The sequence below is a fragment of the Achromobacter spanius genome (assembly GCF_039673305.1).
GTDB lineage: Bacteria > Pseudomonadota > Gammaproteobacteria > Burkholderiales > Burkholderiaceae_B > Achromobacter > Achromobacter spanius_F.
In genome coordinates this window covers 20,380-45,366 of record NZ_JBDJLJ010000033.1, presented here as the reverse complement: position 1 = coordinate 45,366, position 24,987 = coordinate 20,380, and the positions used below count along the sequence as shown (strand labels likewise).

Here is a 24,987-nt window from a genome sequence, read left to right as displayed (position 1 = left end):
GAAGGTTTGACCATGGCAGCTGCACTCGGGAGGGCAACCTCCCGTATCGCCGACTTTCTCCGTGACCATGCCCCGCTGTTGCGCAAGCTGCAGTGGGGCATTGTCGCGATATACGCTTTCCTTTTGATCGTGCCTGCGCTGTTGCCGCTGCCGGACAATGCGGCGTCGGTGTTCAACAATCTGACGGTCGTGGCGCAGTTTGCCTTCTGGGGCGTGTGGTGGCCGTTCGTGCTGATCTCCATGCCGATCCTGGGCCGCGCCTGGTGCGGCTGGCTCTGTCCCGAAGGCATGTTGACGGAATGGGCCAGCGAGCGGGGGCAGGGCCATGCCATCCCGAAGTGGATGCGCTGGGGCGGCTGGCCTTTCGTGGCGTTCGCGCTCACGACCATCTACGGCCAGCTGGTCAGCGTCTACCAGTATCCGCTGGCGGTCCTGGCCGTGCTGGGCGGATCCACCGTGGCGGCCATGATCGTGGGCTGGCGGTATGGCCGCAGCAAGCGGGTGTGGTGCAAGTACCTGTGCCCGGTCAACGGCGTGTTCAACCTGCTGGCCAAGCTGGCGCCCTGGCACTTCAAGGTCGACGAGGAAAAGTGGCGCCATCCCGTCATCCGCATCGAACCCATCAACTGTGCGCCGCTGGTGCCGCTGCGGCACATGAAGGGGGCGGGCGACTGCCACGTCTGTGGACGGTGCAGCGGCTATCGCGGCGCGATCGCGCTGACGCCGCGTTCTCCCGAAGAGGAGATCGTGCATGTGACCGAGGGCGATCCCTGGCAGACGGCGCTGCTGTGCTTCGGCCTGATGGGCATCGCCATCGGCGCGTTCCTCTGGAGCGCCAGCCCGTGGTACGTGACGGCCAAGCAATGGGCCGCGACCTGGCTGGTCGAGCGCGACATCATGTGGCCGCTGATGGACAACGCGCCCTGGTTCATCCTGACGCATTATCCCGACGTGAACGACAGTTTCTCGTGGCTGGATGGCGCGGGCATCCTGATGTTCGTCGTGGGCGCGACCGTGTGCGTGGGCGGCGCTAGCTTCCTGTCGCTGTGGATCGCCGACCGGCTGGCGCCCGCGGCCGCCGTGCCCGGCGCGCACCCCAGCCGCTGGGGGCGCCCGGGCCTGCACAAGCTGGCCCAGGCCTTGATTCCCTCGGCCGGCATCGGCGTGTTCCTGGGCCTGTCGGCCACCACCGTCAACCTGCTCAAGCATGAAGGCGTGCAGGCCGCGTGGGCAACGCCGGTGCGCTTCACGCTGCTGACGCTGGCGGTGCTGTGGACGCTGCGCCTCTTTGTCCGCCTGCTGAAGCAACGCAAGGCGAGCACGTTCAGGAAGAGCCTTGCCGGCCTGGTGCTGGCAGCGGGCCTGGCGCCGTTCTGCCTGGCCTGGGTGCTGTTCTTCGCCATCTGGTAGGCCGTTCGGGCGGACGCTGCGATAAAGTTGGGGCTTTGCCGGCGCGGCCGGTTTGAAGCCCCAACTTTATTTCCCAGCCATGGCCACCTACGCGTTCCGCCTGCTCAACGTCTTCGCTTCCTCCACTTTCAGCGGCAATCAGCTTTGCGTATTTGAAGATGCGCGCGGCATGGACGATGCAACCATGCTGGCGCTGACGGCGCAATTCAACCTGTCCGAAACCACGTTCATCCTGCCTTCGGACCGCGCGGATGCGCGTGTGCGCATCTTCACGCCCGGCCACGAAATGAACTTTGCCGGCCATCCCACGATCGGCACCTCGCAGGTCGTGCGCGACCTGCTGGGGGCGGGCGATGCGCTGACGCTGGAATTCAAGGCCGGCCTCGTGCCCGTCACGGCCCGCGGCGACGCCTGGACTTTCACCGCGCCATGTCCCGATGGCGTGCGCACCGGCAAGCCCGAACTGGACCGCGCCGGCATCGCCGGCCTGGTCGGACTGGATGCCCGCGACCTGCGGGACGATCCGATCTGGGTGGACACCGGTGCCCACCATTTGCTGGCGCCGCTGGCCAGCGTGGATGCCGTGCGCCGCGCCGCGCCCGATGCGTCCAGCCTGGACCGCTGGCAGGCCAGCAGCCTGGGACGCAAGACGCTGTATCTGTTCGCCTTCGACGAAGGCAACGTGCAGGACGGCCGCCAGGTCGTGGTGGCCCGGTACTTCTACGCCAAGCCCGGCGGCGGCATCAACGAGGATGCCGGCACCGGGTCGGCGTGCGCCAACCTGGGCGGCTGGCTGCTGCATCGCGGGCATCCCATGCCGGCCAGCCTGTTGGTGCAGCAGGGCGACCAGATGGGCCGCCCCTGCCGCCTGCTGCTTGATGTCGATGCCGGCAACCGGATCCAGGTGGGCGGACGGGCCGTGGAAATCGGCCGCGGCACGGTCACGGTGTAGCGGCCGCGGCGCGGCAAGCGCCCAGGAAAAAGCGGCGCCCCTGTGGCCACGGGCGCCGCGTTGCGTTTCAGGCGTCGATCTTATCGATGCCGCCCTTACTTCCGGTTCTTGGCCGGATCGACCTTGATGTTGTTCATGACCTGCTTGACGCCTTCCACGCCGCGCGTCACGGTGGCGGCGTGATCGGCTTCCGCGGCGGTGCCCACGGTGCCGGTGAGCGTCGTGACGCCGTTGTTGGTTTCAACGGCGATGTCCAGTGCGCTCAGTTGCTTGTCGGCCACGAAGGCGGCCTTGACCTTGGTGGTCACGGTGGCGTCGGACGCGTATTCCCCCACGGACTGTTTCGGCTTGCCGTCGTCGGCGGCAAAAGCCATGGAAGTGAAGGCAGCGCCCGTACCCAGTGCGGCGGCGGCGATCAGCTTGCGAATTTCCATAGTAATGCTCCTTGTTAGAGGTGTTCAGCGCGTTCAGGACGCAATGATGTTCAGTGGATGTCGGGTGCTTGTTCTATTTCTTGCGGAAGGCGCCGCCCAGAATGGACAGCAGCGCCAGGACCAGGAAGACGAAGAACAGGACCTTGGCGATCCCCGCGGCGCCAGCGGCGATGCCGCCGAAACCCAGGACAGCCGCGATGATGGCGATGACGAAGAAAACTACGGCGTAGTGCAGCATGTCAGCTTCTCCTGGTGGTTGAACGGATCAGGGATTGCGGTCGAAGAAGTCGCGGACTTCCTTTTGCGCCTCTTCCTTGGTCTTGCCGTAGCGCTCCTGAATGAGGCCGGCCAGACGTTCGGCATTGCCCTCCGTACGGGTCAACTCGTCGTCGGTGAGTTCACCCCAGGCCGCTTTGGCCTTGCCCGTCAGTTGCTTCCACTTTCCGGCGATGATGTCGTTGTTCATGGTGACCTCTCTGGTTGCTTGCGGCGACAGGCTTATGGCCTATAAGTCCGTCAACGCGGTTGAGTTGGGCACTGATCAGCTAGTTCCTACCGTACGAGTCCCCGCCTGGGGCTGTCAAACGGGGCTGTGGGCAAATGTAACTGCCGCGGAGCCAGGAAAATCGCCGATCCTCGACGTAGAAAGCTTGCAGGCGCACCAGAAGGGGGAGTTACATTCCGGCAACGTCTTGTCCCCTTTTGAGCGCGGCTCGTAACGGATCCGCTCGCATGCGCGCGGAATCCGCCCGAATGCGAGAGCCCGCGCGGCTGGCCGGGTTCCGTGCATGCCGGTATAGTCCTCACGGAGCCGGCTGGCGGTTCAACTCGGAAACGGAGATAGCCACGCATGACGAAACGACTTTGCAGCGTCCTCTTGCTGGTGCTTGGCGCCATGGCGGCCCAGGGCTGCACGCACGTGACGGACAGGTACCAGGCCAGCGCGCCCGCGGCGTCCCCTCACGGCTAGGCTGCGCAGCGACGCAAAAAAAAACGGGGCGCCTGGGGCGCCCCGTTCATTTGCAGCCGCGGCAGCCGCCGCGAACTTCAGGCTTGCGCGATGCGCTTGGCGATATGGTCCAGCGCCTCTTCCACCTGGTCCACCAGGATCAGGCACAGGTCGCCGGGCTGCAGGCGCGCGAGCGCCGTGTCGATGGCCAGGAATTCGCCGTGGATCTCCTCGGTGTGGGAGGTGCGGCTGGCGCCGACCAGGCCCTGCCGCAGCAGTGCCAGCACTTCGCCGTCGGCGCGGCCGCGCTGGCATTGGTCCTGGTATAGCAGCACGTCGTCGAACGCCGAGCCCAGGATCTCCGTCTGCATGCGGATGTCTTCGTCGCGGCGGTCGCCCGCCCCGCTGATGACCACGGAGCGGCGCTTGGACGGCATGGCGTCCACCGCGCGCACCAGCGCAAGGATCGCATCGGGATTGTGGCCGTAATCGGCGATGACCGTCGCGCCGCGGTGGTCGAACACATTGAACCGGCCGGGAGCGGTCTGCGCATCGTTGACGAAGGAGGCCAGGCCGCGGCGGATGATGTCCCAGTCCAGGCCCAGCGCCCACGCCGCCGCGATGGACGCCATGGCGTTTTCGACCTGGAACGTGATCGTGCCGTTGCGCGTGAGCGGAATCGCGGCCAGCGGGAAGCGGACCTCGTCGGGCCCCTGCGCCGCGACGATCGCATCGCCGTCGCGGTACACCGAGCGCAGGCCCTGCGCGCGATGGGTCGCGAGCACGGGATGGTTGCGGTCCTCGGCGAAGTAGGTGACCGAGCCCGGGCAGCTGGCGGCCATGTCGGCCACGATGGGATCGGCGGCGTTCAGCACCGCCATGCCCGACGGATGCACGTGCTGGACGATGACGCGCTTGACCACCGCCAGGTCTTCGACCGTGCTGATGTAGCCCAGTCCGAGGTGGTCGCCCATGCCGATGTTGGTGACGATGGCGACGTTGCAGCGGTCAAAGGCCAGGCCTTCGCGCAGGATGCCGCCGCGGGCGGTCTCGAACACCGCCGCGTCCACGTCGGGATGCATCAGCACGCTGCGGGCGCTGCGCGGGCCGCTGCAATCGCCCGTGTCGATGCGCAGGTTGTCGACGTACACGCCGTCGGAATTCGTCATGCCCACGCGGTTGCCCGCCGCGCCCAGCAGATGGGCGGTCAGGCGCACCGTGGTGGTCTTGCCGTTGGTGCCGGCGACGGCCACCACCGGAATGCGGCCATCGTCGCCGTCCGCATACATGTTCGCGATGATGGCCTCGCCCACCGCGCGGCCCTTGCCGAACGAGGGGTTCAGGTGCATGCGCAGGCCGGGGGCGGCGTTGACTTCGACCACGCCGCCATGCTGGTCTTCAAGCGGGTACTGGACGCTTTCGGCCACCACGTCCACGCCGCAGATGTCCAGGCCGATCATGCGGGCCGCGGACACCGCGCGCGCCGCCATTTCGGGATGGACCTCGTCGGTCACGTCGGTGGCGGATCCGCCGGTGCTCAGGTTGGCGTTGTTGCGCAGGAAGATCAGCGTGCCGGAAGGCGGCACGGAATCGGCGTCGAAACCCTGCTTTTTCAGCGTCGCCAGGGCGATGTCGTCGAAGCGGATCTTGGTGAGCGAGGTGGCGTGGCCGTCGCCGCGCAGCGGGTCCGCGTTGACCTGGTCCACCAACTGGCGGATGGTCTGCTGCCCGTCGCCCGTGACCTGGGGCGGGTCGCGGCGCGAGGCCGCCACCAGCGCGCCGCCCACGACGAGCAGGCGGAAATCGTGGCCCGGAATATAGCGTTCGACGATCACTTCGGAACTGATCTCTTCGGCGACTTCAAAGGCCTGGATCACGCGTTCGCGGGTTTCGATGTTGACCGCGACGCCGCGGCCCTGGCTGCCGTCGCGCGGCTTGACGACCACCGGGCCGCCCAGTTCCTGCGCCGCTTCCCAGGCCTCTTCGGCGCTGGTCACGGAACGGCCCATCGGCACCGGCACGCCGGCGGCGTCCAGCAGCATCTTGGTCAGGTCCTTGTCCTGCGCGATGGATTCCGAGATGGCGCTGGTCAGGTCGGTTTCGGCGGCCTGGATGCGGCGCTGCTTGCTGCCCCAGCCGAACTGCACCATGCTGCCCTGGGTGAGGCGGCGGTAAGGGATGTTGCGGGCCGTGGCCGCGTTCACGATGGAACCGGTGCTGGGGCCCAGGCGCACGTCTTCGTCGAGTTCGCGCAGGCGCTTCAGGGCGTCGGCGATGTCGAAGGGCGTGTCGTCCAGCGCCGCGCGCACCAGCGCCTGCGCCAGTTCCATGGCCAGCTTGCCGACTTCTTCTTCGCTGTATTCCACCACCACCTGGAAGATGCCGGGCTCGATGGTGGATGCGGTGCGGCCGAACGTGACGGGGCAGCCGGCGTGCGCCTGCATCGTCAGCGCGACGATCTGCAGCACGTGGGCGATGGACACCGAGCCCTGGTGGCCTTCGGGGCGCAGCAGTCCGGTCTGCGGCAGCCGCGCGCGCAGGCGGGCCTCGAAGTCGGGCAGGTTGTCGATGGAGCATTCGGCGTCGGCGCACGACACGATGGCCTCGATCGCGGTGTTCTTGCTCCACAGATTGGGGCCGCGCAATGCTCGGATACGGGAGACTTCCATGGCAGGTATTCCTGTCGTCTAACGTGCGCGCCCGCGGACTGCCGCGGCGCGCGCGGATATTGTCAGTTTTGCTGAATCCAGCGGCGGACCAGATCGATGGTGGGGCCGGAGAAGGCCTCGTCGGACTGCAGCAGGACGAAGTCTCCCGCCGCGATGCCGTCCAGGACGCTGCCGATGGCCTTGCCGTGGTCGGGCTCTTCCTGGATGTCCTTCACGCGGCTGCCCTGGGCCAGGCCCTGGCGCAGCAGCGCGCGCGCCTGGCCTTCGGGCCGCTTGCTGCGCACGGTCGCGTCGTCGTAGAGCACCACGCGGTCGAAGGCGTCGCCGAGCAGCTTGCCCTGTTCGATCAGGTCCGCGTCGCGGCGGTCGGCGCCGGCCGAGTAGACCGCGGCGCGCGTCGCGGACGGGAACTGGTCGATGGCGGCGATGAGCGGACGCAGCGCCGAGGCGTTGTGCGCATCGTCCACCACCACGGTGCTGCCCTTGCGTTCGAACAGCGTGAACTGCCAGGGGGCGTCGGCCTGGTCGATATCGAAGGTTTCGATGCCGGCGCGGATCAGCTCCACGGGGATATCCAGCGCCCAGGCCGTGCCCACGGCCGCCAGCACGTTTTCAACCTGGAAGGCCACGCGTCCGCCGTGGGTCAGCGGGATGGCGGCCACGTCGGCCAGCCGTTCTTCCTGGGCGCCTTGCGCCAGCATGATGCTGCCGTCGCGCACGAAGACGGCGCGGCCGTCCTGCGCCAGGTGTTCCGTGATGGCGGGCAGGGCGGGGTCGATGCCGAAGAAAATCACGCTGCCGTCGCAGAGTTCGGCCATTTCGACCACGCGCGGATCGCGCGCGTTCAGCACGGCGACGCCGTCGGGCAGGACCACGTCGACCTGCGTGCGGAACACGTTGAACATGCGTTCCGTTTCGTTGATGTCGAAATCGCCCAGGTGGTCGGCGTCGTCGATGTTGGTGACCACGCCCACCTGGCAGCGGTCATAGGCCAGGCCCTGGCCGAGGATGACGCCGCTGTCGTTTTCGATGACGGCGGCGTCCACGTTGCGGTTCATCAGCAGCCGCGTGCCCGACGCGAAGTCGGCGCGGTCGCCCTTTTGCACCAGGCGGCGGTCCAGGTAGAGGCCTTCGCTGCACGCCAGGCCGGTGCGCTTGCCCGACAGGTGCAGCAGGCGCGCCACCAGGCGGGCCACGACGGTCTTGCCGTTGGTGCCGGTCACGCCCACGATGGGAATGCGGCCCGCGTCGCCTTCCGGGAACAGGTGGTCGACGATGGCGCGGCCCACGGGGCGCGGCGTGCCGTCGGCCGGCTTCAGGTGCATCAGCAGGCCGGGGCCGGCATTGACTTCAACGATGGCGCCGCGCTGTTCGTCCAGGGGGCGGGTGATGTCCTCGGCCACCAGGTCCACGCCGGCAATGTCCAGGCCCACGATGCGGGCGGCCAGCGTGACCGTGGCCGCGACGCTGGGGTGCACGCGGTCGGTCACGTCGAAGGCGACGTTGCCGCTGCGCTGCACCAGCACGCGCTGGCCTTCGGGCGGGACGCTGTCTTCGGACAGGCCCTGGCGGGCGATTTCCAGCCGGGCCGCGGAATCCAGGCGCACGGGATTGAGCGGATGGTTCTCGGTGCGGCCGCGGCGCGGATCGGTGTTGATCTGGCTGTCGATCAGTTCGGTGACGGTGGACTTGCCGTCGCCCGTCACCCAGGCCGGTTCGCCCGCGGCGGCGGCGACCATGCGGTCGCCGACGACCAGCAGGCGGTGTTCATTGCCCAGCACGAAGCGCTCGACGATCACGCCGCTGCCTTCGTCCACGGCGACGCGGTAGGCGGAAACCACCTCTTCGCGCGTCGTCAGGTTGGTGAACACGCCGCGGCCGTGGTTGCCGTCGTAAGGCTTGACGACGACGGGCAGGCCGATGTCCTCGGCGGCATCCCAGGCGTCTTCCTCGCTTTCGACCAGGCGGCCTTCAGGCACCGGCACGCCGCAGGTCGACAGCAGTTCCTTGGTCAGGTCCTTGTCGCGCGAAATGCCTTCGGCGATGGCGCTGGTGCGGTCGGTCTCGGCGGTCCAGATGCGGCGCTGGGCCGAACCGTAGCCGAACTGGACCAGGTTGCCTTCGAACAGGCGGATATAGGGAATGTCGCGGTCGTCGGCCGCGTCCACGATGCACGCGGTGCTGGGACCCAGGCAGTGGCGGTCGATCAGGCTGCGCAGCTTCGAGATGGTGGCGGGCACGTCGAACGGACGGTCCTCGATGGCGGCCATGACCAGGTCGCGGGCTTCGTTCAGGGCGGTGCGGGTGACCTGCTCTTGCCAGGCGCGCACGACGACCTTGTAGACGCCGCGCGTGGAGGTTTCGCGGGCCTTGCCGAAGCCGCCGCGCAAGCCGGCCAGGTTCTGCAATTCAAGGGTGACATGCTCAAGGATATGGCCGGGCCAGGTGCCTTCTTTCAGGCGGGCCAGGAAGCCGCCCCGGACGCCGGGGCTGCAGCGGTGTTCGATCAGGGTCGGCAGCCATTCGGTCAGGCGCTCGTAGAATCCGGGAATCGTGTTGGAGGGGTAGTCCTCCAGTTCTCCGATATCCACCCATGCTTCAAGGACCGGGCGATACGTCCAAATGTTCGGGCCGCGCAAAGCCACGACATCGAGAAATTCAATGTCTTTCTTTTTCATGTTTTAATTTAATCGAGAAGCAGGTTGGCACGCGCGGACGCCCCTATGCAAGACCGCGAATTTATTGGGGTTGCGCCTTTAGAATAATGCCAACGAGTGGGGGATCCCAGATATTCCTAATTAGAAAAATCGGCTGATACTATACGACGCCTTCAAGGCGTGAACTCGTTGTGTTGTAAGGAAGGGACACGTTTGTCGCCGCTGGCGCCGAACCGGTTGCCGCCTAGTAGGGCAGAGTCCTGGCCCGGTATGCGTTCCAATGAAAAAACCACACCTGCTTTCCGGCCTTGCCGATGCTTTTCCTGCCCGCTGGCGGGATGAAATCCGCACTGAACTGGCGGATGACGAAACCCTCCTGGCCTGGGTCGAAATAGACCTCGATCAGCGTTTGAAGTTCCATCCCGGGCTGGTCGCGGTCACGGACAAACGGCTGATCGGCCGGCTACCCGACGATACCGGCTGGGAATCCTGGCCATATGGCCCCCAATTAAAGCTTTCGCTCAGCGACCACGCCGGCGCCGCCGTGCTGGAACTGCACGACGATGCCGGCCGGCTGGCCATCTGGCGCTTCACCCTGGCCTGCAATCCGGCCGCGCTGCGCCTCCTGGCCCAGTTCGAAACCCAGCAATCCATCCGCCTGTCCGGCAAGCCGCCCGAAGAGCTGGCCGAGCGCACCTGCACCATCTGCAATAACGTCATTCCCGAGGGCGAGGAAGAGTGCCCCACCTGTCACCAGGAACAGGCGGCGCCGCCGTCCACCTGGGCGCTGCTGCGGCTGTGGCGTTTCGCCCGGCCCTACCGGGGGCCGCTGTTCGCGGGCTTCCTGCTGACTCTGTTGGGCACGGCCGCCACCCTGGTGCCGCCGTACCTCACCATGCCGCTGATGGATGATGTGCTGATCCCGTTCCAGAACGGGGCGCCCATCGACTACAGCCTGGTCCGGCTCTATCTGGGCGGGCTGCTGGGATCGGCGATCCTGGCGTGGGGGCTGGGCTGGGCGCGGACCTACATCCTGGCCTGGGTCAGCGAACGCATCGGCGCGGACCTGCGCACGACCACCTATGCGCACCTGCAGCAGCTGTCGCTGGAATACTTCGGCGGCAAGCGCACGGGCGACCTGATCTCCCGCATCGGCAGCGAGACCGACCGCATCTGCGTGTTCCTGTCGCTGCATCTGCTGGACTTCGCCACCGACATCCTGATGATCGTCATGACGGCGGTCATCCTGGTGACCATCAACCCGTGGCTGGCCCTGGTCACGCTGGTGCCGCTGCCCTTCATCATCTGGATGATCCACGCCGTGCGCGACCGCCTGCGGCACGGCTTTGAAAAAGTCGACCGCATCTGGTCCGAGATCACCAACGTGCTGGCCGACACGATTCCCGGCATCCGCGTGGTCAAGGCGTTTGCGCAGGAAAAGCGCGAGGTCGCGCGTTTCCGCGAAGCCAACAACCGCAACCTGGAAGTCAATGACCGCGTCAACACGACGTGGTCGCTGTTTTCGCCCACCGTCACGTTGTTGACCGAAGTGGGCCTCCTGGTGGTGTGGATCTTCGGCATCTGGCAGGTATCCCAGAAGCAGATCACCGTGGGCGTGCTGGCCGCGTTCCTGGCGTATATCGGGCGCTTCTACATGCGCCTGGATTCCATGAGCCGCATCGTGTCGGTCACGCAGAAGGCCGCGGCTGGCGCCAAGCGCATCTTCGACATCCTGGACCACGTTTCCAGCGTGCCGGAACCGGCGAACCCCGCCAAGATGCCGCACATCAACGGCCGCATCGAACTGCGCGACGTGGGCTTTCGCTATGGCAACCGCCAGGTCATCCGCGGCCTGAACCTGACCATCGCGCCGGGCGAGATGATCGGGCTGGTGGGACACAGCGGCTCTGGCAAGAGCACGCTGATCAATCTCATCTGCCGCTTCTATGATGTGTCCGAGGGCGCGGTGCTGGTCGACGGCGCCGACATCCGCTCGGTCCGCGTGGCCGACTACCGCCGCCACATCGGCCTGGTGCTGCAGGAGCCGTTCCTGTTCTTCGGCACCATCGCCGAGAACATCGCCTACGGCAAGCCGGACGCCACGCGCGACGAGATCGTGGCCGCGGCGCGCGCCGCCCATGCGCACGAATTCATCCTGCGCCTGCCGCACGGCTACGACTCGCTGGTGGGCGAACGCGGCCAGGCTTTGTCCGGCGGCGAGCGCCAGCGCATCTCGATCGCCCGCGCGCTGCTGATCGACCCGCGCATCCTGATCCTGGACGAAGCGACGTCGTCGGTGGACACCACGACCGAAAAGGAAATCCAGAAGGCCCTGGACAACCTCGTGCGCGGCCGCACCACGATCGCCATCGCCCACCGCCTGAGCACGTTGCGCAAGGCGGACCGCCTGGTGGTGCTGGACCGCGGCCAGATCGTGGAGCAGGGGCCGCACGAAGACCTGATGGCCCGCGAGGGCGCCTACTATCGTCTGTACCAGGCGCAGGCGCGCCAGGCCGAGGCCGATGCCCAGGCGTCGGGCAGCGAAGACATGGCCGCCGTGGCCTGACGCGGAAACGGAATCATCGCCATGACCTTGCCGTCTTTTCAGTTGCGCCGCAACGCCTTCGGGCGCCTCGAATTCCAATCCGCCGACGGCGAGTCGCACGAAGGGGTCATTCCCGTGCGTGCCTTTCCGATCAGCGAAGCGGGCCGCGGCCTGTCGCTGGTCACCAGCGACGGGCACGAACTGGCTTGGATCGAGCACCTGTCCGACGTGCCGCAGCCGCAGCGCGCGCTCATCGAAGAAGAACTGGCCGGGCGCGAATTCATGCCCGAGATCCGCAAGCTGGCCAGCGTGTCGTCCTACGCCACGCCCAGTACCTGGAAGGTCGAGACCGACCGCGGTCCGACCTCGTTCACGCTGCGCGGCGAAGAGGACATCCGTCGCCTGAGCCCGCAGACGCTGCTGATCGCCGACAACCACGGCATTTTCTATCTGGTGCGCGACATCCAGGCGCTGGACAAGCACAGCCGCAAGCTGCTGGACCGCTTTCTTTGATGCGCCGGCGTCAGGCGCCCTTGAACGGCGTGTGCGACTCCAGCTCGCCCAGGTAGTCGACGACCGCGGCGGTTTCCTCGTCCAGAAAGTTCTGGATCGCTTCGGCGAACCCGGGATGGGCGACCCAATGCGCCGACCACGTCGGCGTGGGCAGCAGGCCGCGCGCCATCTTGTGTTCACCCTGCGCGCCACCCTCGAAGCGCGCGATCCCATGCGCGATGCAGTAGGCGATGGCCTGCATGTAGCAGGTCTCGAAGTGCAGGCCCGGCACGTATTCCGTGGCGCCCCAGTAGCGGCCATACAGCGCATCGCCGCCCGCAAGGTTCAGCGCCGCGGCCACCGGTCGGCCGTCGCGCTCGGCCAGGATCAGCACGAAGGCGTCGGGCTGGTCGTGATGCGCGCGCTGGAAGAATTCGCGGCTCAGGTAGGGCGGATTGCCGTGGCTGAAGTACGTCCGGCAATAGCATTCATAGAAGAAGTCCAGTTCGCCCGCGCCGATGTCGTGGCCGCGCAGCCAGCGGAACGACAGGCCGGCCGCGGCGACCTTCTTGCGGTCCTGCCGGATCTTCTTGCGCTTGTCGTGGCTCATGGTGGCCAGGAAGGCGTCGAAGTCGGCGTAGCCCGCGTCGGTCCAGTGGAACTGCACGCTTTCGCGGATCATGAAGCCGGCGTCGCGCAACACGCGCACGTCGGCATCGGCGAGAAACAACAGGTGCAGCGACGACACCTTGACCTCTTGCGCGAAGGCCACCAGCCCGCGCACCAGCGTCGCGCGGTCTTCGTCGTCGGCGGCCAGCAGCCGCGGCCCCGTCACGGGCGTGAACGGGATGGCCGACAGCAGCTTCGGGTAATAGCGCATGCCGTGCCGCTGGAAGGCGTCGGCCCAGGCGTAGTCGAACACGTACTCGCCGCGGGAATGCGATTTCAGGTAGAGCGGCGCGGCGGCGGCCAGCGCATCGCCGCGCCACAGCGCCAGGAAATGCGGGGCCCAGCCGGTTTCGCGCGCGGCGCAGCCGGTGTCGTGCAGGGCGCTCAGGAACGCGTGCCGCAGGAACGGCTGCTCTCCGGCCAGCGCATCCCATTGCCGGGCGTCGATGCGGGACAGGTCGGTTTCGATGGTCAGGCGCAGGGAATCCATCCGTGAATGATAAAGTCCTTCGTGAATGCATGGCGTCCTGGCCATGGCAATTCAAGGTTATGCGGCATCCGCGGGCCGTCAGGGAATTGGAACATCATGGACAGCAGCACGACGGCGCAGGCAGGGGGGCGGAACGCCCCGGACTGCATGCGCGCGCAGGCGCTGGCGGCGCTGGCCGCCACGCAATGGCAGGAAAAACTGGCGCGGGTGCGCGCCATCGGCGATGACGCCCGGCTGGACTGCCTGCGCGTGTTCGCATCGGTGGACGGATTGCCCGGCCGCCCGCCGCAGCCGGAACTCGTCCCGCCCCCGCAAGTGAAACAGCGCTCCATGGCCACGCAGGAGGGACGCGCGGCGCTGCTGCACGCGCTGGCGCATATCGAATTCAACGCGGTGAATCTCGCGCTCGACATCATGTGGCGCTTTGCCGGCATGCCCGAGGCGTTCTACCGCGACTGGCTGCGCGTCGCGCGCGAAGAAGCGCTGCATTTCGACCTGCTGCGCCGGCGGCTGGACGCCATGGGCTACGCCTACGGCGATTTTCCCGCGCACAACGGCCTGTGGGACATGGCCGAACGCACGCGGGACGACGTGCTCGCGCGCCTGGCGCTGGTGCCCCGCACGCTGGAGGCCCGCGGCCTGGACGCGTCGCCCATGATCCGCAACAAGCTGGCCGGCGCGGGCGACGCGGAAAGCGCGGCCATCGTGGACATCATCCTGCGCGACGAGATCGGCCATGTCGCCATCGGCAACCACTGGTACAAGCAGCAATGCGCGCTGGCGGGGAAGGAGCCGGTTGCCTGTTATGCCGAACTGGCCCTGCGCCATGACGCGCCCCGCCTGCGCGGCCCCTTCAACCTGGAGGCGCGCCGCGCCGCCGGTTTCGACGACGCCGAGCTTGCCGCGCTGCAGGCCGGCTGACCGGAAGGCATCACGATGGACATCACGATCGACGCGCTCCTGACCGGCACGGTGCGTCCGCTGGGCGACTCCGGCCGCGACAGCGGCATCGACAAGCATCCCGTGCGCGAGCGCCTGTGGCTGGGCCCCGAAGGCCTGGGCGGCGACGAGCAGGCCGACCGGCGTTTCCACGGCGGCCCCGAGAAGGCCTTGCACCACTACGCGCGCGACCACTACCCCGCGTGGCTGGAAACGCTGGGCGAGCGCGCCGTGCTGCGGGGTCCCGGCGCCTTCGGCGAAAACATCTCGACGACGGGCATGACCGAAGCCGATGTCTGCGTGGGCGACATCTACCACGCGGGCACGGCGGTGATCCAGGTATCGCAGGCGCGGCAGCCGTGCTGGAAACTGGATCACCGCTTCGGCCGCAAGGGCATGGCGGCGCGGGTGCAGGCCAGCGGCATGACCGGCTGGTACTACCGCGTGCTGCAGACCGGCTGGCTGGCGGCGGGAGATGCGCTGTCCCTGCAGGAGCGCCCGCACCCGCAATGGACGCTGGCGCGCGTGCAGGACATCCTCAACCGCCGCGTGCTGGACCCGGACGTGCTGCGCGCGCTGGCGGACCTGCCCGAGCTGTCTCCCAACTGGCGCACGCTGTTCGAGAAGCGCGCCCGCGCCGGAGAAGTCGAAGACTGGACGCGGCGCCTCGAAGGCGATGGCGCCATCGCACCCCCCAAGGAATCCCAGGCATGAAATCCCTCTTGGCCCGCGCGCTGGCCGGCGCCGCCCTGATCCTGCCGGCGTCCGCCGTGCTGGCCGCCGATCCGTTCGCGACCTGCCTGTCGCAGCTGCGCGCGCCCGCGCTGAAGGCCGGCGTGTCGGCGGCGACGTTCGACGCGAATACCGCCAACCTTGCGCCCGACATGGCGGTAATCGGCCTGCTGGACGCCCAGCCCGAGTTCAAGACGCCCATCTGGGACTACATGGCGGGCCTGGTGGACGACGAGCGCGTGGCGGACGGGCAGGCCGGCATGGCGCGCTGGCAGGCGGAACTGGACCGCGCCGCCCAGCGCTATGGCGTGGATCCGGCCGCCATCGCGGCGGTGTGGGGCGTGGAAAGCAATTTCGGCCGCACGCTGGGCGGCCGGCCGCTCCTGACCTCGTTGTCGACCCTGTCGTGCTTCGGGCGCCGGCAGGCCTATTTCCGGGGCGAATTCTTCGCCACCCTGAAGATCATCCAGGACGAGCACATCGCGCCCGACCGCCTGGTCGGATCCTGGGCGGGGGCGTTTGGCCAGACCCAGTTCATGCCTTCCACCTACCTGCGGCTGGCGGTGGATTTCGATGGGGACGGCCGCCGCGACCTGGTTGACAGCGTCCCGGACGCGCTTGCGTCCACCGCCAATTTTCTCAAGCGCGCCGGATGGAACCCGGCGCTGGCCTGGGGTTATGAAGTCAGGCTGCCCGCCGGGCTGGACACGGCGGGGGCGGGGCGCAAGAACAGGCGGCCGATGTCGTCCTGGATCCGGCAGGGCGTCACCCGGGCCGATGGCCAGCCCCTGCCCGCCGACGACACGCCCGCCGGCCTGCTGCTGCCCGCCGGCCGCAACGGGCCCGCGTTCCTGGTCACGCGCAACTTCGACGCCCTGTATTCCTACAACGCCGCGGAAAGCTATGCGCTGGCGATCGCGCACCTGTCGGACCGGCTGCGTGGCGGCGGGCCCCTGGTCCAGTCCTGGCCGACGGACGATCCGGGGCTGTCGCGGGCGGAACGGCGCGAACTGCAGCGCCTGCTGATCGCCAGGGGCTACGAACTGGGCGAACCCGACGGCATGATCGGCGCCCGCACCCGCCAGGCCTTGCAGGAAGCGCAGCGGGAATTGGGGCTGCCGCCCGACGGGCGCGCGGGCCAAAAGGCGCTGAAGGCGTTGCGGGCGTCGGCCACGTCCCGCGCGGGAAGCTGAGGGCGAAAGGCTGACGTCATCAGTCCCGGATTTACAAGTTTTGCAAAGTCGAAGCCTCCGGCAACCCGCATCGCGCGCGCGACGCCAATCATCGGCCTATACTGGTTTCCCGACTTTTTCAGGAGCGCGGCAATGAGTCTATTGGACACCTTGGCCTCGATGGCCGGCGGCGGTCAGCAAGGCGGATCGGCCTCGCTGCTGCCCGCGCTGATCGAGCAACTGAACAAATACCCGGGCGGCCTGACCGGCCTGATCGCCAGCTTCCAGAAGGGCGGCTTGAGCGAGATCGTGGCGTCCTGGGTGGGTACGGGGCAAAACCTGCCCGTCAGCCCCAGCCAGCTCGGTTCCGTGCTGGATCCGGGCGTCGTGAACGAACTGGCCGCCAAGACGGGGCAGGACACCACCTCCGTTCTGGATTCCCTGTCGGCGCTGCTGCCGCAACTGGTCGACAAGGCCACCCCCGAAGGCGCGGTGCAGCCGAACCAGCAATTCAACCCGACCGATCTGCTGGCTTCCCTGTCCGGCCTGTTCGGCAACCGCGGATAACGGCGGGGTTCTTTCCTGGCACATCCGCAGCTCAAGTCTTCCACCCGCCGGCGCCTGCTCCAGGCGCTGGCGCTCGGCGCCCTGGCGCCGCTGGCGGCATGCTCGCCGCCGCTGTCCCTGAACGCCACCTTCCTGCAGCTCTGGCGCAGCCACCTGGACCTGACGCCCGAAGACTGGCGGCTGCGCCTGCGCGCCTTCCGGCGTCTGGGTTGCCGAGAGATCTTCCTGCAGTGGGTCGGCCTGGAGGGCGGCCGTCCGGACGACTGGATGGCGCCCGATTCGCTGCTGCACACGCTCTTTGACGAGGCGGGGCGCCAGGGCATGGGCATCCACGTGGGGCTGCCGTACGACCAGCGCTGGTGGGACGTGCTGGCCCGCGCCGACAAGGACGCGCTGGCCGGCTACCTGGATCAGACGCGCGAGCGCGGCGTGGCCTACATGCAGACGTCGGCCTGGAACAAGCGCCGCGCATTCCGCGGCTGGTACCTGCCGTACGAACTCGAGCAGTACAACTGGGCATCCGCCGAGCGCCAGGCGTTGCTGATCCCGTGGCTGGATGCGCTCTCGCGCGCCGCGCAGGCCACCAGCCGTGGCGTGCCCTGCATCTCCACCTATCACAGCCGCCTGCCGGGCGAGGGCTCGCTGATGAAGCTGTGGAGCGGCATCCTGGACCGGGTGCGCATCCACCCCATGATCCAGGACGGCGTGGGCGTGGCCGGGCTGGCCAATTTGCGGGCGCTGGAGCCGCTGCACGACATGCTGCTGGCGCGGCGCGCCTCGTTCGACCTGATCCTGGAACTGTTCGAGGAACTGCCGTCGGGCGCCACCGACGGCTCCACCTTCAAGGCGCGTTCCGCCGACTTCGACCGCGTGAAGCAGCAGTGGGAAATCGCGCGTGGCTACGGCGCCAAGCGCATTGTGGCGTTTGCGCTCGATCCCTGGGTCATCGACGACACGCCGGAAGCGCGGGCCTTGATGCGCGACTGGATGGAAGCTCGCATCTGAGACCGCCTGCGGCGTTCAGTTGAAGCTGCGGCCGATGATCTCCAGCATGACCTCGCTGGTGCCGCCGAAGATGCGCAGTGCGCGCGCGTCCGCCCAGGCGCGGCCGATGCCGTATTCCGCCATGTAGCCATAGCCGCCGTACATCTGGAGCAGGTCGTCCAGGATGCGGCCCTGCATCTCGGTGGCGTTGAGCTTGGCGATGGCGGCGGTGGTGGCGTCCAGTTCGCCTTCCATCTGGCGGCCCAGGCAGTCGTCCAGGAAGACGCGCAGCATGGTGCTCTGGGCCCGCGCATTGGCCAGCTTGAAACGCGTGTTCTGGTAGTCCATCACGCGGCGGCCGAAGACCTTGCGGTCGCGGACGTACTGCGCCGCTTCCTCCAGCATGCCTTCCTGCGAGGCGGCCGCGCGCAGCGCGATCGCCAGGCGCTCGCGCGCCAGCTCGCGCGTCATGATCTCGAAGGCGGCGTTCCGCGGTCCCAGCAGGCAATCGGCCGGCACGCGGACATCGTCGAAGTACAGCTCGCAGGTGTCCTGGCTGTGCTGGCCGATCTTGTTCAGCGCGGCGCCCTTGGTGTAGCCGGCCAGGTTCTCTTCCACGCAGAACAGGGACAGGCCCCGCGCGCCCAGGTCCGGGTCGGTGCTGGCCAGCACGATGGCCAGCCCGGCGTTCACGCCGTTGGTGATGAAGGTCTTCTGGCCATTGAGCACCCAGTGCTCGCCGTCCAGGCGCGCGCGCGTGCGCACGGCCTTCAGGTCGCTGCCCGCGCCCGGCTCGGTCAGCGCGATGGCGCCGATCGTTTCGCCACGCGTCATGGCAGGCAGCCAGCGGTCTTTCTGCGCATCGGTGCCGAAGTTCAGCAGATAGGGCGCCACCATGTCGGAATGGATGGAAAAGCCGATGCCCAGGAAGTTCGCGCGGGCCAGCTCCTCGATGACCACGGCCGAATGTCCGAAATCGCCGCCCAGCCCGTAGGGGTCGGGCAGGGCGCAGTTGAGCAGGCCTTCCTCGCCGGCGCGCAGCCACAGCGAACGCGGGGTCACGCCGGCCTGCTCCCATTCGGCATAGCGGGGCGCGATCTCGCTGGCGATGAAGCGCTTGACCTGGTCGCGGAAGAGTTCGTGGTCATCCCGGAATACGCGGCGCATGAGGGTTCCTTATTTGGCGTAGGGGTCCGTGCCGCTGACCTGGCCGTGCAGCACGGGCGCCTGCGGGGTGCCGGTGAGAAACAGGCTGTAGTGGTCGCCCGGCTGCAGGGCTGGCAGCGGCAGCGGCGGCGACGCCGCCGCGCCGCAGCCCGCGGCCAGCGTCGCGCTGACGGGATTGATGGCGCGCGCGGCCGAGGCGCCGGGTTCGACGTCCTTGAAGAGGACGGGGCCCGACGGGCTGACCGACAACTGGCCCGCGGGGCAGTCGGCCGCCAGGTTGTAGAAGCGCAGCTCCGCCTTCAGCGCGTCCTGCGCGCCGCTGCTGTCGTCGATGACGCTGAAGGACAGCCGGCCGCCGTCGCGCCGCGGCACCAGCGTGCTGAAGGTGTCCGGCGCGACCTGCAGCGTGCCGGCGAGCTTGCCGTCGATGCGCACGTCGAAGGACTGGTTGCCCTTGACGATGGCGTAGGTGGTGGCCTGCCGGTCGGGACCGATCTCCTGGGCGGGTCCCTGCGCGATCTGCGCCTGCAGCGGCTTCACGTGGGGATTGACGACCCGCACGAACGAGGAGCCGGCCGGCGGGCGCGCGGCGTAGAGCTGGGCCAGCACGCCTTCGGCGGCGGCGTTGGCGGCGCAGGCCGCCAGGACCAGGGCGAGGGCGAGGCGATAGGGGGGGCGAATCATGCTTGCGGCTCCGGTTTCTTGCTGAGGCGCGCTTCCAGGTACAGCCGTTCGAGCTGCTTGCGGTCGGCCTTGTCCGTGCTGGTGGTGGGAAAGCGGTGGCAGGCCACCAGTTCGGAAGGAATCATGTACGGCGGCAGCCGCCGGCCCAGCGTGTGCTTCCAGTCGACCAGGCCGTCGGGCAGGGGCTGCAGGCCGGCGGGGGCTCTGATGCCGGGGCCGGCCGCGGCCGGCTCCACGAAACCGATCAACCTGACGATGGCCCCGTCGGGACGGCGCAGCGCCACCGTGGCGCCGGCGCGCGCGCCGGGCAGGGCGGCGATGGCGGCGTCGATCTCCGCCAGTTCGATGCGGTAGCCGTGCAGCTTGATCTGGTCGTCGATGCGCCCGCGGAAGGTCACCAGCCCCTGCTCATCGATCGTGCCGAGGTCGCCGCTGCGGTAGCCGCGCTTGCCATTGCGTGTGAACATGCGCGTGGCATTCAGGTCCGGGCGGTTCAGGTAGCCCCGCATCACGTGGTCGCCGACGATGTTGATTTCGCCGTGCTCGATGAAGACGTCGGCGTACGGTTTGGCGCGTCCGATCGGGAAGGGATTCGGCGCGGCCGCGCGCAGGGCCGGGTCGATCTCCACCCAGGTGGTGGAGCAGGTGGCTTCGGTCGGCCCGTACGAATTGATGATGCGGACCTGCGGAAAGCGCTGCCAGAGCTCTTCGGCCATGGCCGGCGTGAGCGATTCCGCGCCGAAGACGAAGACGCGCAGGTCGGGCAGGTGGGCGTGGTCGAAGGCGGGATTGAACAACTGCTGCCGCACGAACGAGGGCGTGGAGGCCCATACGCTGATGCGCGTGTCGGCCAGATACGAGACGAAGGCGTCGCGCTGCGCGATGGTTTCGCGCGGGCACAGCACGCAGGTTCCGCCAAGCTCCAGCGCGCCCACCCAGTTGAACAGCGAAAAATCGAAGCTGAACAGCATTTGGTCCATGAACACCGGCGCCGCGCCCAGGTCCAGGCAGTCGCGTATCCAGCCGGCGAAAAGGGCCACGCTCTCGCGGCCGATCTGCACGCCCTTGGGATCGCCCGTGCTGCCGGACGTGAACATGATGTAGGCCAGCCCTTGCTCGTCAAGCAGCGCGGGGTCATTGCAGGCGGGGACGAAGGCCTGGCCCTGCGCGTCGTAGCGCAAGCCCGCCCGCACCAGTTCGCCGATGCGCGCGATGCGTTCGGGCGGGTTGATGACGTCCACCGGCACGAAGGGGATGCCCAGCCGCAGGCAGCCCAGCATGGCCACGAGAAAGGCCGCTTCCTTGTGGCCGGAGATCTCCAGCGGCTCGCCGGCCCGCGCGCCCATGGCCAGCGCGGCCTGTTCCCAGGCCTCGGTGGCGGCGCGCAGCGCGCCCCATGACAGCGCGCCCTGCGCGTCCACCACGGCGACGGCATCGGCCCCCGCCTGCACATCCGTGAAGTCGCAGCGATTGAAATCGAAACGCATGGTCCGGCCCTCCAGGCTTGTGGCCGCGCGTCAGGCGCGGCTGTGCTCCGCGATGAACGCGGCAAGCGTATGCACCGATTCCAGGTGCACGTCGATCTCGGTCGGCGGGATCTTGCAGCCGAACTCCCGCTCCACCGCCAGCGCCACGTCCACGGCGGCCAGCGAGTCGACCAGGCCCGATTCGATCAACAGGGTATCGGGATCGACCTGCGTCAGGATGATGCCTTCGACGATTTGCGCCACTTTGGCTTCGATTGCGTTGATGTCCATGTGATGCTCCGCGACCAGTGCGGTCAGAATTGGAAATAGAGGAACCGGGTTTCCTTGTGCAGGTTGACCAGGCAGAAAAACAGCAGCGCCAGCATGACGGCCATCCAGGCCAGGTTGGGACGCCAGCGCATGAAGGCCTGCGGGGCCTCCTGCGGCTTGAACAGCGCGGGCGAATAGCGGCCCAGGATCTGGTGCGCGTTGGGCGTGAACCAGGCAATGGACAGCAGCACGACGGCGTAGAGCAGCTGCAGGTGATGGCCTACGATAACGCGCCAGGCGTCGCCCCAGGCCAGGCCCGCGACGTGCGCCGACAAGTCCAGCGATTCCATGCCGCGCGCCCCGACCATGCCCTGCACCAGCAGCAGGGCATCGCCCACGCCGTGGGCGCGGAAGAAGGCCTGCGCCACCAGCACGGCGATAAAGGTCACCAGCACGCACAGCGCGCGCGTGGCGGGATGGGTCTTGCGCGCGGCGGCGGGCTTGCGGCCCACCACGAAAATCCGCCAGGCGTGGTTCACCGACAGGTACATGGCGTGGAGCAGGCCGAACACCACGAACTGGAAGCCCGCCCCGTGCCATACACCCGCCAGCGTCATCGTGAAGAGCGTCGGCAGCGCGATGCTGCCCGCGAAACCGCCCAGCGTCTTCAAGCCGGCGGACCCCACCGGCAGGTTGCGGTCCGTGCGCCACTTGTTCACGGCCACCGCCACCGGGTAGTACAGATAGGCGGTGATGTAGCGCGTCAGCGTCATGTGCCAGCGCGCCCAGAATTCGATGATGTTGCCGGCCTTGTAGGGCGAGTTGAAGTTCAGCGGAAAGCGGATGCCGAACATTTTCGCCAGCCCCAGCGCCATGTCCGAATAGCCCGAGAAGTCAAAGTACAGCTGCAGCGCATAGCAGAGGCTGGCGCCCCACGAACCGAAGAACTGCAGCTCGCCCGGCGCCGCGAAGCCCGCGTCCGCATACGGCGCGATGCCGTCGGCCAGCAGCACCTTTTTCGCCAGCCCGATCACGAACAGCATCGCGCCCACCGACAGGTTCTCCGCCCTGAACCGGTAGTTCTCGGGCTGCGCGAACTGGGGCATCATTTCCTTGTGGTGCAGGATCGGGCCCGCGATCAGGTGCGGAAAGAACGTCACGAACAACACGTAGCTGAGCAGGCTGCGTTCCTTGACCACGCCCGCCTTGCAGTCCAGCAGATAGCCGATCTGCGTGAACGTGAAGAACGAGATGCCCAGCGGCAGGATGATGTCGTCCGCCGTGGCCCCGGTCATGCCCAGGTCATTCAGGAAGTTGAGCAGCGTCGCGAAATACTTGTAGTGAAACAGCAGCGCCAGGTCGGCGCCCACGCCCAGGCCCACGATCAGGCCCTGCAGCCGGGGGCGCGCGGCGTAGTGCAGCACCAGCTGGCTGACGACGTAGTTGAAGGCGATGGAGCCGGCCAGCAGCACCACGAACTGCGGATTCCACCAGCCGTAGAAGACCACCGACGTCAGGCACAGCCACAGCGCGGCCAGGCGCACATTCAACGGGCCCAGCGCGTAGTACACGGCCAGCGTGACGGGCAGGAAGATAAGCAGGAACAGGTAGGAGTTGAATAGCATCTTGGTTCGCTACGGGATGCGGGCCAACAGGGCTTGCTCGTCCGCGGTCAGCGGCAGCGACAGGGCGTTTTCCGAGAATTCCCAGATCACGAGCTTCAGGCTGCGGGGCCATTGCTCGCGCTGTTTCAGCGCCACCAGCAGGGCGCCCGAGAACTGCCCGCCGTCCAGGCTCATGTTCCAGACCTCGCGGCCCAGGCCCGTGCCCAGGCGTTCGGCGAACTGGCTGCGGCGGCCGTTCGACGTGCCGGCCAGAAGCACTTCCACCGGCGGCGGTTCATCCAGCAGGCCGCCCGTGCGCACCGGCTCGATCTTCGCTTCCGACACCACCTCCAGATCCGGACGCCAGCCGGGGCGCGCGCGTTCCAGGCCCGCCAGCACGATCAGGTCGCCCATGCGCGGTTGCGGCGCCGCGGGCGGATCGGTCTTGAAGGCCTGGGTGCCCGGTCCGCGCAGCAGGGGCAGGGCGGCCTCGGCCACGCGCGCGGCGGCGGCTTGCGCGCCCTGCGCGTTCATGTGTACGTCCGTGCGGAAGAAGCGGGGCGCCGGCGCGGCCAGCAGCGCGTCGCGCAGGTCCACGAAGGGCACGCCGTCCGCGCGCAGCGCCTGCTGCCAGTCGTCGAGCGTGCGCCGCATCGGCAGCGAAACGGGCAGGCCGCAAAGCCGGTCGGATTCGATGCGCGACTTGTCGGGCACCGCGACGACCAGCACCTGGACCTGCTTTTCCCGCAGTTCCCGCACCCAGTGCCGCATCAGCCGCAGGCGTTTGTCAAAGACGTGCACGCCGGGCGGCGGCCGCAGGCCGTCGCGATAGAACAGCCACTGCGGGCAGCCCATGGCGACCTGGTCGCCCAGGTCGCCCAGCGCCCGGTAGCGCAGCGACGCATTCCAGGTGTCGATGTCGGCCTGGCGCGGCAGCATCAGCGCCTTGTTGAGCACGGCGCCCGCCGAGCCGTCCAGCCAGGCGGGCGGCGCGACCTGCGCCGCGCTGATCCGCGCCTGCGCCAGGCGCCACACGCCCCAGCCCAGGCCAAGCGCCAGCAGGATGGCGACGACCCAGGCGGTCAGCCGGTGGCCGGGCGCGTCCGCGTTGTCTAGCGGGGCCACGCGCCTACTTCCCGATTGCCGCTTTCATGCGTCCGCGCCAGGCGTCGGCGCTCATGATGGACGCGTTGTCCCACAGGCCGCTGGCCTGCGGCCCTTGCGAGTAGGTGGGCTCGAACATCTGCCAGACCAGCACCTGCGGCTTGTTCTGCTTGAAGGCGGGGGACTCCAGGTATTCCAGCAGCATGACCCAATGGCCCACGTTGCCCGGCTTCCAGTTGACGGACACCGGCCGGTCCAGCGCGTTCGACAGCTTTTGCGGGAAGCCGAAGTAGGGCTGCACCATGCTGTGGCCGGTGACGTGCACCGGCGCCGGCGTGTCGTCCAGGAGGCTCTGGTTGTCGGCCTGGCGCCGCACCGTGAAGGTCTCGCGCCCGGCCTGCTTGCGCTGGTCCGGCGTCAGGAACAGTTCGGCCAGGTCGCCATAGCGGCGTTCATTGACCACGCTGCCCAGCGGCATGCCGGAGCCCGGCTTGCCGGACAGGGTCTTGACGTCCTGCTTGATGCGCTGCGCCAGCGCCTCGGCGGTGGCGTCCGCGGCAGCCTGTGTCCAGTGCTGGTCGGTGCGGTAGAAGACATCCTGGCCGCCGCTCTTCACGCGCTGCAGCACCGCTTCGTCGTCGACGGTGGCGATGCCGGCCTGCTTGAGCTTGTCCTGGATGGTCTGGTAGCGCCTTTTCACATCGGCGCTCAGCGCCTTGCCGTCCGGCAGCTTGTCCTGATAGAACAGGGTCTTGTCCGGCAGCACCAGCACTTCCAGCTGGATGCCCTTGGCCACCAGCGCGTCGCGCGTTTCGCGGATGAGCTGGGTCGCCGCGTCGATGCCGCGGGTGTCGACCTGCGTCAGGCTGCCCCAGCCGGGGAACAGCCAGTTGTCCTTGCCCTGGATCACGATGGACGAGGCTTGCTGCGCTTGCGCGGCGGCGCCGGCCGTGGCCAGCAGGGCGGCCGACAGGAGGGCGCGGGCCACGCCGCGGACGGCGCGCTGCGGAAGGCGATTGGCGGATTGCATG

The 24,987-nt window shown here is 68.0% G+C and carries 22 protein-coding genes; 9 read left to right on the top strand and 13 right to left on the bottom strand.

Going from position 1 to position 24,987, the window contains the following annotated elements:
- Positions 1–12: 12 nt before the first annotated feature.
- Positions 13–1,410: a 4Fe-4S binding protein gene (locus ABE485_RS21470; RefSeq protein ID WP_346517284.1), complete on the top strand. Its 1,398-nt coding sequence runs from the start codon at positions 13–15 to the stop codon at positions 1,408–1,410.
- A 79-nt stretch (positions 1,411–1,489) separates the two neighbouring features.
- On the top strand, positions 1,490–2,362 hold the full coding sequence (locus tag ABE485_RS21465) for a PhzF family phenazine biosynthesis protein (RefSeq protein WP_346517295.1): 873 nt from the start codon (positions 1,490–1,492) through the stop codon (positions 2,360–2,362).
- A 95-nt stretch (positions 2,363–2,457) separates the two neighbouring features.
- On the opposite strand, the gene ABE485_RS21460 is transcribed toward ABE485_RS21465, so the two are convergent.
- The 5 genes from ABE485_RS21460 to cphA (ABE485_RS21440) form a co-directional block, all read right to left on the bottom strand.
- Entirely contained in the window at positions 2,458–2,796 is a 339-nt protein-coding gene (locus tag ABE485_RS21460; RefSeq protein ID WP_346517283.1) for a BON domain-containing protein, read from the bottom strand.
- 73 nt (positions 2,797–2,869) lie between these two features.
- Positions 2,870–3,034, bottom strand: coding sequence for a DUF1328 domain-containing protein (locus ABE485_RS21455; protein WP_082586272.1), 165 nt, complete (start codon positions 3,032–3,034; stop codon positions 2,870–2,872).
- A gap of 27 nt (positions 3,035–3,061) precedes the next feature.
- The gene (locus tag ABE485_RS21450) at positions 3,062–3,262 is read right to left on the bottom strand and encodes a CsbD family protein (protein WP_008161759.1); all 201 of its coding nucleotides are present in this window, start codon (positions 3,260–3,262) and stop codon (positions 3,062–3,064) included.
- Positions 3,263–3,843: 581 nt separating this feature from the next.
- Positions 3,844–6,414 carry a cyanophycin synthetase gene (gene cphA / locus ABE485_RS21445; RefSeq protein WP_346517282.1) on the bottom strand — a complete coding sequence of 857 codons (2,571 nt, stop codon included), beginning with the start codon at positions 6,412–6,414 and terminating at the stop codon, positions 3,844–3,846.
- 62 nt (positions 6,415–6,476) lie between these two features.
- Entirely contained in the window at positions 6,477–9,092 is a 2,616-nt protein-coding gene (cphA, locus tag ABE485_RS21440) for a cyanophycin synthetase (protein WP_346517281.1), read from the bottom strand.
- Positions 9,093–9,351: 259 nt separating this feature from the next.
- On the opposite strand from cphA (ABE485_RS21440), the gene ABE485_RS21435 reads away from it, so the two are divergent.
- Complete coding sequence (locus ABE485_RS21435) at positions 9,352–11,637, top strand: ABC transporter ATP-binding protein (RefSeq protein WP_346517280.1); 2,286 nt, start codon at positions 9,352–9,354, stop codon at positions 11,635–11,637.
- 21 nt (positions 11,638–11,658) lie between these two features.
- Positions 11,659–12,129 carry a DUF1854 domain-containing protein gene (locus ABE485_RS21430; RefSeq protein ID WP_346517279.1) on the top strand — a complete coding sequence of 157 codons (471 nt, stop codon included), beginning with the start codon at positions 11,659–11,661 and terminating at the stop codon, positions 12,127–12,129.
- 10 nt (positions 12,130–12,139) lie between these two features.
- Here the strand turns inward: ABE485_RS21430 and ABE485_RS21425 are convergent, their stop codons facing one another.
- Positions 12,140–13,267 carry a GNAT family N-acetyltransferase gene (locus tag ABE485_RS21425; protein WP_346517278.1) on the bottom strand — a complete coding sequence of 376 codons (1,128 nt, stop codon included), beginning with the start codon at positions 13,265–13,267 and terminating at the stop codon, positions 12,140–12,142.
- A gap of 96 nt (positions 13,268–13,363) precedes the next feature.
- Here ABE485_RS21425 and ABE485_RS21420 point away from each other — a divergent pair, with 96 nt between their 5' ends.
- From ABE485_RS21420 to ABE485_RS21400, 5 genes are all read left to right on the top strand, one after another.
- Complete coding sequence (locus tag ABE485_RS21420) at positions 13,364–14,188, top strand: ferritin-like domain-containing protein (RefSeq protein ID WP_346517277.1); 825 nt, start codon at positions 13,364–13,366, stop codon at positions 14,186–14,188.
- Between the two features lie 15 nt (positions 14,189–14,203).
- Positions 14,204–14,920 carry an MOSC domain-containing protein gene (locus ABE485_RS21415; RefSeq protein ID WP_346517276.1) on the top strand — a complete coding sequence of 239 codons (717 nt, stop codon included), beginning with the start codon at positions 14,204–14,206 and terminating at the stop codon, positions 14,918–14,920.
- A complete protein-coding gene (locus tag ABE485_RS21410) occupies positions 14,917–16,131 on the top strand; it encodes a lytic murein transglycosylase (RefSeq protein ID WP_346517275.1) in 1,215 nt (404 codons plus the stop codon). Before ABE485_RS21415 ends, ABE485_RS21410 begins: the two co-directional genes overlap by 4 nt.
- Positions 16,132–16,263: 132 nt before the next feature.
- Positions 16,264–16,677, top strand: a complete 414-nt coding sequence (locus tag ABE485_RS21405; protein WP_346517274.1) for a YidB family protein — start codon at positions 16,264–16,266, stop codon at positions 16,675–16,677.
- A gap of 15 nt (positions 16,678–16,692) precedes the next feature.
- Positions 16,693–17,682, top strand: coding sequence for a DUF4434 domain-containing protein (locus ABE485_RS21400; protein ID WP_346517294.1), 990 nt, complete (start codon positions 16,693–16,695; stop codon positions 17,680–17,682).
- 15 nt (positions 17,683–17,697) lie between these two features.
- Here the strand turns inward: ABE485_RS21400 and ABE485_RS21395 are convergent, their stop codons facing one another.
- Genes ABE485_RS21395 through ABE485_RS21365 form a run of 7 tightly spaced genes read right to left on the bottom strand, consistent with a single transcriptional unit; the run spans position 17,698 to position 24,986 of the window.
- Complete coding sequence (locus ABE485_RS21395) at positions 17,698–18,828, bottom strand: acyl-CoA dehydrogenase family protein (protein ID WP_346517273.1); 1,131 nt, start codon at positions 18,826–18,828, stop codon at positions 17,698–17,700.
- A gap of 9 nt (positions 18,829–18,837) precedes the next feature.
- Positions 18,838–19,512 carry an alginate O-acetyltransferase AlgF gene (locus tag ABE485_RS21390; protein ID WP_346517272.1) on the bottom strand — a complete coding sequence of 225 codons (675 nt, stop codon included), beginning with the start codon at positions 19,510–19,512 and terminating at the stop codon, positions 18,838–18,840.
- On the bottom strand, positions 19,509–20,999 hold the full coding sequence (locus ABE485_RS21385; protein WP_346517271.1) for an AMP-binding protein: 1,491 nt from the start codon (positions 20,997–20,999) through the stop codon (positions 19,509–19,511). Before ABE485_RS21385 ends, ABE485_RS21390 begins: the two co-directional genes overlap by 4 nt.
- A gap of 30 nt (positions 21,000–21,029) precedes the next feature.
- Positions 21,030–21,269 (bottom strand): acyl carrier protein, encoded by a 240-nt coding sequence (locus ABE485_RS21380; protein ID WP_346517270.1) that lies wholly within the window; start codon positions 21,267–21,269, stop codon positions 21,030–21,032.
- A gap of 23 nt (positions 21,270–21,292) precedes the next feature.
- Complete coding sequence (locus ABE485_RS21375; RefSeq protein ID WP_346517269.1) at positions 21,293–22,873, bottom strand: MBOAT family O-acyltransferase; 1,581 nt, start codon at positions 22,871–22,873, stop codon at positions 21,293–21,295.
- 9 nt (positions 22,874–22,882) lie between these two features.
- Positions 22,883–23,977, bottom strand: coding sequence for an alginate O-acetyltransferase AlgX-related protein (locus ABE485_RS21370; RefSeq protein ID WP_346517268.1), 1,095 nt, complete (start codon positions 23,975–23,977; stop codon positions 22,883–22,885).
- A gap of 4 nt (positions 23,978–23,981) precedes the next feature.
- Positions 23,982–24,986, bottom strand: coding sequence for an alginate O-acetyltransferase AlgX-related protein (locus ABE485_RS21365; protein ID WP_346517267.1), 1,005 nt, complete (start codon positions 24,984–24,986; stop codon positions 23,982–23,984).
- Position 24,987: the final 1 nt, after the last annotated feature.